This window comes from Chryseobacterium sp., assembly GCF_022712095.1.
Taxonomy (GTDB): domain Bacteria; phylum Bacteroidota; class Bacteroidia; order Flavobacteriales; family Weeksellaceae; genus Chryseobacterium.
In genome coordinates this window covers 1-11,169 of sequence record NZ_JALAHD010000112.1, presented here as the reverse complement: position 1 = coordinate 11,169, position 11,169 = coordinate 1, and the positions used below count along the sequence as shown (strand labels likewise).

At 35.7% G+C, this 11,169-nt stretch carries 6 protein-coding genes; 1 reads left to right on the top strand and 5 read right to left on the bottom strand.

Annotation, left to right across the window (positions count from 1 at the left end; genetic code table 11):
- Positions 1 to 309: 309 nt before the first annotated feature.
- The 5 genes from Q0A18_RS05615 to Q0A18_RS05595 all read right to left on the bottom strand — a co-directional run bounded on the left by Q0A18_RS05615 (position 310) and on the right by Q0A18_RS05595 (position 10,089).
- Positions 310 to 1,602 (bottom strand): hypothetical protein, encoded by a 1,293-nt coding sequence (locus tag Q0A18_RS05615; protein ID WP_292009196.1) that lies wholly within the window; start codon positions 1,600 to 1,602, stop codon positions 310 to 312.
- Positions 1,603 to 1,754: 152 nt separating this feature from the next.
- Positions 1,755 to 2,111 carry a hypothetical protein gene (locus Q0A18_RS05610; protein ID WP_292009195.1) on the bottom strand — a complete coding sequence of 119 codons (357 nt, stop codon included), beginning with the start codon at positions 2,109 to 2,111 and terminating at the stop codon, positions 1,755 to 1,757.
- A gap of 985 nt (positions 2,112 to 3,096) precedes the next feature.
- Positions 3,097 to 5,703: a prolyl oligopeptidase family serine peptidase gene (locus Q0A18_RS05605; protein ID WP_292009194.1), complete on the bottom strand. Its 2,607-nt coding sequence runs from the start codon at positions 5,701 to 5,703 to the stop codon at positions 3,097 to 3,099.
- The gene (locus Q0A18_RS05600; protein ID WP_292009193.1) at positions 5,693 to 7,078 is read right to left on the bottom strand and encodes a RagB/SusD family nutrient uptake outer membrane protein; all 1,386 of its coding nucleotides are present in this window, start codon (positions 7,076 to 7,078) and stop codon (positions 5,693 to 5,695) included. The genes Q0A18_RS05605 and Q0A18_RS05600 overlap by 11 nt, the downstream gene beginning before the upstream one ends.
- 8 nt (positions 7,079 to 7,086) lie before the next feature.
- The gene (locus Q0A18_RS05595; protein ID WP_292009192.1) at positions 7,087 to 10,089 is read right to left on the bottom strand and encodes a SusC/RagA family TonB-linked outer membrane protein; all 3,003 of its coding nucleotides are present in this window, start codon (positions 10,087 to 10,089) and stop codon (positions 7,087 to 7,089) included.
- A 660-nt stretch (positions 10,090 to 10,749) separates the two neighbouring features.
- Here Q0A18_RS05595 and Q0A18_RS05590 point away from each other — a divergent pair.
- The gene (locus Q0A18_RS05590) at positions 10,750 to 11,079 is read left to right on the top strand and encodes a hypothetical protein (protein WP_292009191.1); all 330 of its coding nucleotides are present in this window, start codon (positions 10,750 to 10,752) and stop codon (positions 11,077 to 11,079) included.
- Positions 11,080 to 11,169: the final 90 nt, after the last annotated feature.

The following is an 11,169-nucleotide window of genomic DNA, read 5'->3' as shown; positions in this document are numbered from 1 at the left end:
TTTTTTTTCTGATTCTGCAAAAAAGAAAATAAAAACAAAAACCTCTTTCAAACATATAACAATCTCCCACAAATAAAGAGAGTTTCCACCGAATGTATTTTGATAAAATTTATAATTTTTGAAAAAAACATGAGAAGGCGAAGCCGATAAGCGGACAGAGTTTAAGGCTAGGTACAGTAAAAACCATCAGATTATAATAAAATGAAAAATCCCCATAATGGGGATGTAGATTTAATAACTTTCATGAAGATATTAATATATTAAGGTTTATCCAGTCTGCAAATTCTGTCGGTTACTAATGAGACAATCTTATTCAGTTTTATCTTTTTTGACATTATTGTTATTATTGTTGTTGCTGTTACTGTTACTGTTACTGTTACTGCTTTTACTATTGCTATTGCTGTTGTTGTTTGATGGATGGATTGGTAGATCAGATCTCAATAAATCCTTAGATGTTCTTTTAATTACTTCTCTCACTGCATTTGCTCCTGCTGTTTTAGTTGCGGCAGCAGCTATGATTACTGATTTTGCACCTCCTACCATTTTACCTGCTGCACTTTTCATTTTGGTCATTACTCCTGCTCCTCCAGCCGTTACGATCGCATCAGCAATTGTAGGAGTCATTAAAACACCTATTCCGGTAACGATATAGGCAACACATGTAAAAAGCTGATTATAGATCATTCCAGAGTTATTAATGTAAACCAGTAGGGCATCCAAATTGGTAACAGTACCATCTGTTAAGAGGACATTATATCTATCAATTTCCATAGTATACCCAGCAGCAATGAGTTGCTGACCTATGTTGATAATGGTATAAGCAACGAAAGTGTACAGATTGATGTTGATGAATTTTGAAACCCAATTGTATAGAGAGTTTTCAAATCCCGGAACAAGAGCCATTCCTACAGCAATAGGCCCTAAAATAATGAGTATATAAGCCCAAATCTTCTGAATAAAGAAAATAAGGTAGACACAAATTCTGAGAATGGAGAGACATACAAATTCAATGACTTCAGCTACTAATTTTTGCATCTGAAATTGCATTCTGATCTGCCATTCCTTGATAGGCTGGATAAGTTTATCCAATCCATCACTAATATCAAACCAGGAATCATCAGCATCTTTACCAGCATTCTCAATAACTTCTTGTTTGGCATCTTCACTTGCTTTAAGTTTTATGACAGCATCCAATACCTGCTGTTGTTTCTTGAACCTTTCAACTCTTAAATCATTGACCTCAGATTCTATATCACTAAAAATAGCTATTCCCGGTTCTGCAATCGCTTCAAAGGGAACTTGAATCAAATTCACAAATCCTGTCCAGTAGATCAGGGTAAATCCAATCAAAACAGGTTTTAGCATAGGCATAATTTCCCATTCTCTATCTCCGGCAGCCATTTGCCATCCCATATACCCCAGATACATCAATGCACCTAATCCGCCTATGGCCTTTCCAACCAGTGCAGCATCATTAGCGTTATCCTGAATTTTGGTATCAAGTGTTGTAAACACTTCCATAAACCATTTTTCAAAAGCACCATCGCCTTTTAAAAACTGAAGTAAATTACTGTAATCACTGTCTGTTTGGGCAAAGCCCATTACTGGTAGTATTATTGCCAGTAAACAACAAAATAAGGTTAGTTTTTTATTCATGTTCAATATTGATGTTTGTATTGTGTTATTATACATTGAGAAATTCTTAATCTGATGTCGGAGCTGGGGAAAGCATGATCCCATAGGTTATATTGTCCTCATAATCGTTTTCCAAGCATTGAATAGATTCTTAAAAAAATCATATTCTGTTCTTTTTTCAATTTTTCAATTTCAAAAAGTGTATTTGAAAAATCTTCCAATACCTTTTCAGAAATGAACTTTTGCCCATTTACGATTCTTGCAACTTGATTGATATTGGTTTCAATCTTGATAAAAACGTTGTCCTGCTTTTCAATGAAAGCCATTACCTTTCTTCTTTCATCATCAAAAATTCTATTTTCTACTGAATTAATGATTAGACTACTCAGAGAAATTCCCTTTTTGGAACAAAGCTTTTTCCAGTTCTCTTTTCTGGATTTTTGAATTCTTATGAAAATCCTTTCCTCCTTTTCCATGTTTATTCATTTTCAGTTATAAATAACCTTAGTACAGTTTTATCTAATTAAAATAGCTCAGCGTTTCTTGGTAAGTAAGGTTTGATACTGCGACCTTGATAAAGGATAGAAAAAATAAATCAGTGTTTTATTTTCTGATTATTTTTTTGCAAAATTGGGGTGTAAAAACATTAAAAGCAATAATATACAAGGGAGTTGGGCTAAATAAGAATGATCTGGACTTATCTGGAATATCCAAAGATTAAAAAAGAATGTAATGGGCTATTCTGGAATATTATACCTGATTTTCCCAAAATAAAAAAACTGAGTTCCGAAGTTTTTCCTCCTTTTTGCAAAAAAGGCAAGAGAGTCTTTGTAGGAAAAACTTGAAAAGTTTGTACGTACAAAGACACATCTTGCTGAAAAAAAATCGCCTATTTTTAAGAGCTCTGAAAAAGTAAAAATAAACAAGCAACACGCTGTATATTAGTTAATTATGATCCCGTCTAAGATTTCTTGCCCTTGAAAGAAAAAAAGACTGTGAATCATTAAAACAAGACCTGCGTAAAATAAATACAAGTTCTTCATTAACCTGTATTTATTTTACTCATCCTTGGTGATAACCTGCTACTTTTTTATCCACGTTCCACAACAGGGTGGGTAAAAATTACTCATGTCAGCGGAAAAGGTGGGGAATTTTTACGCAGGCTGTAATTATTTAAAAGTTATGAGGCTACTCCGATCGAGATAGCCTCTTTTACTGATCTGGAATTTTTTGATATACCAGTCATTTTAATAATATCCTCAAAAATGACTATCGAATAAAAAGATGATGAATATGAAAGGAAAGCCTGCGTAATTTTTACGCAAGCTCTTCATGATGCTGTATCTATTTTACACACCTTTGGTGATAACCTGAATCATTTTTCACCACGTTCTACAATAGGGTGGGTAAAAATTACGCACGTTGGTGGAAAAGGTGGGGAATTTTTACACAGGTCTCACATTAATGGGAAACAATTGGTTTCATCCAGTCTGCGGTAGGCTGATCTCTTAGAAAATGCTCAAACCATTGAAAGGTCTTTAAACCAAGATCCTGCCTGTTTTTAGGTGATGATATGGCATGCCCTTCTTTAGGGTAACGTAGTAAAATTGCTGGTTTTTTAAGTCTTTTTAATCCTAAATAATACATCGCTGATTGCATAGGATTTACGTTATCATCCTCCATTCCTGTCCAGATCAGTACAGGGCTTTTTACTTCTTTAGCATAATAAAGCGGAGAAGATTTCAGATAGGCATCGTAATCCTCAAAAAGGCTCTTCCCCATCTGTGTCTGGTTTCTTTCCGTACGGTAATAATCAGGTCCTCCCACCAGCTTTGAAAAGCTCATGGCATGAGAAGGAAGATCTGCAATCATAACTCCCATTACAGCCGTTTTAAAGATGTCTGTTCTTCCCAAGATAAGCCCTGTTTCATATCCTCCGAAAGAAATTCCCGTAATTCCTATTTTCTGAGGATTAATACTCACTAAGTCCAAAGCTCCTTTTACTGCATTTTCTACAGATTCTATAATACTCTGTTTATCCCTATCATAATGGATATCCGGTAGCAATACAAAATAGCCCTTGTAAGTATAGTAAGCTGGATTAAATCCTCCTGTATCATATAAGTCCGGAATACTGTAATAATTTGCTTTCTCTGATATATTCTCATAGATGTTAAGGACCATAGGATATTTCTTTTGGGAATCATAATACTGGGGATATAATAAGACTGCCTTTTTGGTGACGTTATTAACATTATACTGAAATACCTCCATTCTTCTGCCTTCCAACTTTTCTCCATCTTTTCCGGGACTTTTGTAGATTACTATGGTTTTATTCCCTTCGTTCTTCATTATCGTTAATGGACTCTCATATCCCTGTGTTGAAAAAAGCAGAGCTCCCTCATTCTCCCTGATATTATAAACCACTTCTTTTCCCCAGTAAACAGGTTTGATTTTTCCTTTGTCAAACCATGATAAACCAAAATGATTGGATAAAGAATTTTCCGTTTCTAATAAAACTTTCTTATTCGTATCAATAATCCCCTTATTTAAAAGACTGGAAGAGACTACATATTTAATATGCTGCTGTCTGCCAAAGGTTAATCGTTTAATCTTGCCTGTAAAAATATCCCACTCATAGAGGTCATATTTTTCCTGTAACCATACTTTCCCTTTTGCACTTGTTAACCATGCCTTCCCTTGAGGTTTATCTTCCAGCCCGGAATACTCCTCCAAAATCCAGGTTAAGAAGCCATCCAAAGGAAGTTCTTTTACGATTCCAGATTCCAAATCCTCTACCTGCCATCTACCGGACTTAAAAAATAGCATACTCTTAGCATCAGGTACTAAGAGAAAGTTTGAAGTACTTACGTATGGATTTAACAAAAGGCTTTTCTTTAGTCCATACCGGGTAAAAAGTGTAACCCTATATTTAGGATTACTCAAAGTATCACTTACATTCTCTTCTTTATTATAAATAATAAAATCTCCCTTATTATCACCCACCCATTTATAACTGGTAAATACTTCTTTATCATTGGGTGAAAAAGTCCACCTGTGTTCTCTAAGGTCATAAATTCCAAACTTTGGGGACAAGTCAGGAGCAGTATCACTTCGGTTGGAGTACCGGATTTCTACCGCTAAGGGATATGATTTGTCTTGAGTCTGTTTCTTAAGGTACAGTATAAGAAAACGATCCTCCCGAAGTTTTGATTCTCTTAGTATCTCCATATCTATAGTATATCCCACTGGAAAATCTATCTTTTGGGAGGACTGATACTTCAGCCCCTCTAAATCATATTTCCATTGATGTAAAAAGATACCTTTCTTTGTCTTCGATAAGCCATATACTACATCTTTTCCCTTCCATGATTTTAGAATCGGGTCTTCTGTTTTTATGCTCTTTATTTCAAGATTTTGTAAATCAAATGTCTTCCAATATTCATCCGTAGCATAAAATAAAACTTCTTTTCTATAAGGTTTAGCAGATTTTACATTAAGTTTCGAAGGCTTTGGCTTTATACCAGATTTCATAGATTTTAATGAAGAGTCAGAGCCAACATCATAGGAAATGATGTTATTCTGTTCAAATATTTTTTTTCCTGAAAAATCATAAATACCCATTTGCTTATCCAAAGAATTGTATAAAAGTACTTTTTTGCTGATTGGGAATATCTCATACTTATGTCTTCCTTTAATCAGTATCTCCTTTTTTTCTTTTAGCCCCTTAAAAATAATACCCTCTTTTGAGGATATTAATAAATGATCTTTGTCTAAAAATATATAGCCGAAAGCCAAAGGAAGAATTTCTGATTCGTTATTAACTGTATCAATCAGCTTAAACTCATTCTTTCCATAGTTATTCTTATTATTAATCACCATCCATTTTACTCCCGGAGCATCTGCTACAAGTCTCGATACATAATACTCACCAAAATGATCTCCTGTTATTCCGGCAGGACTATTCACAATAAAACTATCCTTTGGGGATACCTCCTGAGCCTTACCTCTAATCCAGAATAAGAAAGTAGTGATACAAAGAAGTAACTTTAAAACCTTAATATCCATTATTCTGAGGTAATAAGTTTGGATTAAGCAGTAATTCAGATTCCGGAATCGGAAGGTTACTATAATAATCCTTCCACCCGGGTTTTACCTGATTTATTTCAGAAGAGAGCCTGTTTTTCCTTTTTAAGGTATAAAAACGATTACCCAGTTCAGTAAAGAATTCATGTCTGTATTCATTAAGAATCATGGAAGTAATAACAGCAGAATCTCCCGAGGTTATGTTCGTAAGTCCGGCTCTGTTTCTTAAGACATTGAGATCATTTAGAGCAGATACGATTTGTCCTGATTCCAGAAATGCTTCTGCACGGATCAGGTACAATTCCTCTGTTCTAAGGACGATGGAATACTCCTCAGAACTTGCTGTCGCTTTATTCTTTTTGTACTTATAGGGGAAATAATAATCGTTTCCACTTGTATCTGATTTCTTTCCAATCCATACGGACCTTCTTTGATCTCCATTCTCAAATGAACCTACAAGAGCAGTAGACATGGCTACATTAGTTGGAGGAGCTGTTTCCAATACAAACAAGCCTCCTTCATGAGTGTTCTCTAATCCACTAATAGGTTCAAGCTGCCATATAGCACTTGAAGAATTCTTAAGAAAAACTTTGCTTAAATCCGAATCTATGGCATAGGATGGGTTACCTATGACCTTTGTGGCATATTCCACAGCCTTACTCCACCCCTGCTCATAGAGGGCAATTCTTGCCAAAACAGTGTAAGCTGCCATCTTTGAAGGTCTGATTCTGTTTCCTCTAGGCAAGGTTTCCGGTAACAGGGACAATGCTTGAAGTAAATCATCTTTAGCCAAAGTGTATACTTCACCAGTAGTCTTTTTTGGAATTTTCCTGTTAACTTCATAATCAGTGGTCGTAACATAAGGAATACTACCATACGTACTGGTAAGGTAAAAATGTAATAATCCTCTGATAAACAAAGCTTCTCCTAATAATTGGTCTTTAACAGCCTTAGAAAGTGATGGAGAATTGTTTACACCTTCAATAATCGCATTGACGGAATATAACTGTGAATAAGAACTTTCCCATAATAGTTTAGCAGAAGACCCTTGGGCATTATGGGTCAGAAAATACATTTGTGAAAGATCAGAATTCGCAGGCTGGTAGGATACCAGTTCATCTGTGTAACATCCCAGAAGAGCAGTCCCTCCGGAGCTTACTCCTGATAAAAAACCTTTTTCAGAAAGTGAGCGTAATACAGAAGCCATTGCAGATTTTGCCAGAGCGTCATCCGAAAAAACCTTTTTTGTGGTGAGTTGATTACCGGGAATATCTATATCTGTAAAGCTGTCGCATGAGGTAATAGTCAGTAACAGGCTTAAACTTGTTATATAAAGTGTTTTAATTTTTGTTGTCATTTTCAATGTCATAATGTTAAAGTGAAACCAAAAGAAAATACCCTTAAAGGTGCTGTATAGCCGATCAGACTGAACTCAGGATCTATACCCTTATAATTGGACCATAGCCATAGATTTTGTCCCTGAAAATAAATGGATGCTTTCGGGGCTCCCAATAAACCATTAGGCAAATTATAGCTTAATGAAATATTTTTAAGCTTTAGGGAATGGATGGTGCTTACCGTGGCATCACTCATTCTGAAATTTGTGGCAGCTAAACTCGCCCCGGCATTGGCTCCGGAGCTTGGCATCTGAAATTGTGCATTAGGATTCTGGGGAGTCCAGTAATCTAAGAAAAGTTCAGGTCTGTTTCCCATAATACCTAAGTTTCCGATGCTTGCAAAAATATTCTCTACATTCTGTTTGGAGAATTGAAGCAGAATATCCAGTGACCAGTTTTTATATTTAAGGCTGTTTTGTAATCCTCCAAACCAGTAGGTTTTAATTTCTTTTATAATGTTTCGGTCATTTAAATCAAACTGCCCGTCTTTATTAACATCTTCAAACTGGTATAATCCTGTCGTAGGGTTTACGCCAAGGAAATGATAGAGTTTACGGATATTGGTGCTATATCCTACAACAAAAGAATTGGCATAGGAAGAGCCCTGTAAATTTGGGAATGCAATAAGCTTATTCTCAGGAAAAGAGATATTCAGTGAAGTATTCCAGTTAAAATCCTTATGTCTAATAATCTGTCCGCCAAAGGTAAATTCATAACCCGAGTTCTGAACCGTTGCTTTAAGGTTGGCATTAACAGAACTAAATCCTGTGGTCATAGGTAAAGGAATTCCCACTAATTGATTGGAAGTACGATTTCTGTACCATGATGCGGTAAGATTAAACCTGTCTTTGAAAAATCCTGTTTCAAGGGCTATTTCTAACTTTTTTGTTTCCTCCCAGCTAAAATCCGGGTTAAAAAGTCTTGTCGGGGAAATTCCCTGCAAGCCTCCATAGGGATATCCTAAGGACTGATAGCTGTCATAAAACTGATAATCTCCGATAAGATCACTTCCTGAAGTTCCATAGCTTCCTCTTAGTTTCCCAAAGCTGAGCCATCTGGATTCTTTTAGAAAATTTTCATTGGAGAAAAGCCATGCAGCACCTACTGCTCCGAAATTAGCAAAACGTTTTCCGGGTCCAAATCTGCTGGAACCGTCTCTTCTTCCGGTAAGATTCAGAATATACTTCCCATCGTACTGATAATTAAGCCTTCCATAGATTGCCTGATAACGATATACAGTTTTCATGGAGTTAAGGACTAAAACAGTCTTGGCAGATGCCATATCCATAATAAGTTCATCTGAAGGAAAGTTATTTCCGTATAAACTTAGATTATCTGAAGTTTGTTCCTGAAAGCTTGTACCTACCAGAGCCTGAAAAGAATGATTTCCCCATTTCTTATCAAAGTTCAGTTGAGGCTCTATAATCCAACTGCTATTTTCTTTTTTAACCAACTGTAATTCCGAGCGTTCACTCCCGATATTAGCGGAAGGGTTATAAGCTGTTTTAGGAGATATTTTACTTTCTGTGGTATTGCCGTGGGTATATCCTGAATTAATCTGAATTTTAAGGTTTTTCATCAGTTGATACTGCAAGGTCAGATTACTGATTAACTGCTCAGAATTAGTCCTGTATACTTTTGTCGCAGCAGCAAGGGGATTCCTGAAGGTTCCCTGTTGCCAGTTGATACTTCCATCGGGATTATAAAGGTCAGGAGAATTGGGGGCTAGTGTCCCATATACGGTACTGAAATCAGAAGGGGGAAGAAAATTATTTTGTCCGGTATAATAAGCGGAAAGATTTACTTTTAACTTTTTATCTTCTGACTGGTGATCTATAGTAGCACTCACGGTATTTCTTTTATACCTGTAATCTCCCAGAAAAACAGTGGATTGTTCATCGTGCCCGCCGCTAATATTAAAAGAAGTGGTACTATTACCTCCTGATATTCCGAGTCTTGTATTACTGTACTCACTTGTACCACCCACAAAATATTTTTGAAAATCAGTATATTTATCTTTATTCCATACCCCATTTAGATCATAGGCATTGGTGGGAAGCTTCGTTATTCCATCATTCTGGTAAGCTCTTGCTCTCATGAGTAGATAATCAGCTGTTCCCATCATTTTTGGTAAATTGGCTTGACTGGCAAGCCCATAAGAAAGGTTCGCATTTACCTGAGTCCGTCCTTTCTTACCTTTTTTTGTGGTAATCAGAATAACACCATTGGAACCTCTTGATCCGTAAATAGCTGTAGCATCAGCATCTTTTAAAACTTCAATATTTTCGATGTCTCCGGCACTAATCGTATTTAAAGGATTAGTATCTCCGTATGGTAGTACGGCTGATGATAGTCCGGAATTAAAACTGTTTCCTGTAATAACAGGTACGCCATCTATGACATATAAAGGGGTATTGGCATCCATTCCGGCAGTATTGTAGGTTCTTAATGAATTTCTGCCTCTGATCTGCACATCAAACCCTCCTCCGGGAGTTCCGGTATTTTGTACAATATTAACACCAGCCATTCTTCCCTGCACTGCGGAGAGTACATTGGTGACGGGTTGGTTCTCTATATCTTTAGCCGATACTTTGGCTATACTACCAGTACGTTCTTTGTCTCTAACTTTATAATATCCGGCATTAAGCACTACTTCTTCAATTTGTTTAATACCACTGGACAGTTTTATCTGAATGGTAGAACGGCTACCCAAAAACTCTTTTTTAGTAGTATAATCAGGATGCTCAAAAACAAGTACAGGATTTTCGCCTTCTACTAAAATTGAGAACTGCCCTTTATCATTAGTGAGCGCAACAGAGGTTTTACCTTCCTGTTTTACTGCTGCACCCCTTAATGGAGATTTCTGATCGGTAACTATTCCTGAAACAATCCGGCTTTGCGCATAACCGCTTACCGTTAAAATGGTAGAAAAAATAAGGGACGCACGTCCCCTGCAAAAGATATTTTTCATACTTTTGATATGGTTATATTATTAACTAAATGCTCTTCCTTGCTTTTTATATCATATAACACCCATTATACTTAATAATGCAAAGGGAGGGCTTGTTTTTTTATCACACTGCTGACTTGTCAGCTATTGGACTTTGCCAATTTTAGAAAGCAATCTTTCCGTTTTTCATAGGTTAAAAGTTTTATTTTTTTACCTAAGAAGGGAAAATAAAGGCTCATTTTCCCTTGACTTACAGGCAAAAATTTGATTGATATGAATGTTGATTTTTTTTGTAATGGGATTATCCCTGCAATGGTTGTACACCCACTGTAACTGTCCACAGTGATACTTTTTACGGTAAAAGCGTCTTAGAGAATTGTAGAATAAGTGGACTGCATAGAAATAAAAACGGCATGGAACTCTACAATATCAGGATTGGGGTACTGGCATACCTTGTACACAGATAAGAGAGCCCATGCCTAGGACATGAGCCTTTCTACTTATCCTCTCGTGTACAAAAAAGTGCCAGTTTTCAATCCGAGATTCTAAGCGAATAGCTTCTATTTATTAATCGTTGAAGTATCGCAAAGTTACCTTTATCGTAACTTATAATGCAAATATAATAAAATATTTTAAATCATTCGCTATCACGAACAGTTGTTTTTATTTAAATCAGTTGATTTGAATATAAATGTTGAATTAACGATGACTGATATTAAAAATAATGAGAGAAATAAAGGAAAAAATGCATTGGTAAATAAATATCTTTGCAACTTTATTGCTTCAAGATTTTTATTAATCTTAAGAGATCAAAACGGAAAGGAAATATCTCAGAATAAATATGCAAAGTTATGTGGAATTGCTCCTTCAACTGTTAGTAAAATAAAACTTCCTGAAGGATATGATATCCCTATGTCAACGATTTATAATATTTGTAGACATGAAAAAACATCTTTACAAAGCTTTTTTAGTGATTTTGAAAAGATATATGGGCAAAATATCCCAGACTAAATATTTTATAATTAGCCAGCAACAATAAAACTAGACATCTATAAATAACCTTCTTAGCATTTTTGCTAAGAAGGTTATTTATTTATAGAC

Bases quoted from the DNA above. Each gene is read 5' to 3' on its own strand.
- Q0A18_RS05600 (WP_292009193.1), bottom strand. From the start codon at position 7,078: ATGACAACAAAAATTAAAACACTTTATATAACAAGTTTAAGCCTGTTA.
- Q0A18_RS05615 (WP_292009196.1), bottom strand. From the start codon at position 1,602: ATGGGCTTTGCCCAAACAGACAGTGATTACAGTAATTTACTTCAGTTT.
- Q0A18_RS05610 (WP_292009195.1), bottom strand. From the start codon at position 2,111: ATGGAAAAGGAGGAAAGGATTTTCATAAGAATTCAAAAATCCAGAAAA.
- Q0A18_RS05595 (WP_292009192.1), bottom strand. From the start codon at position 10,089: ATGAAAAATATCTTTTGCAGGGGACGTGCGTCCCTTATTTTTTCTACC.
- Q0A18_RS05605 (WP_292009194.1), bottom strand. From the start codon at position 5,703: ATGGATATTAAGGTTTTAAAGTTACTTCTTTGTATCACTACTTTCTTA.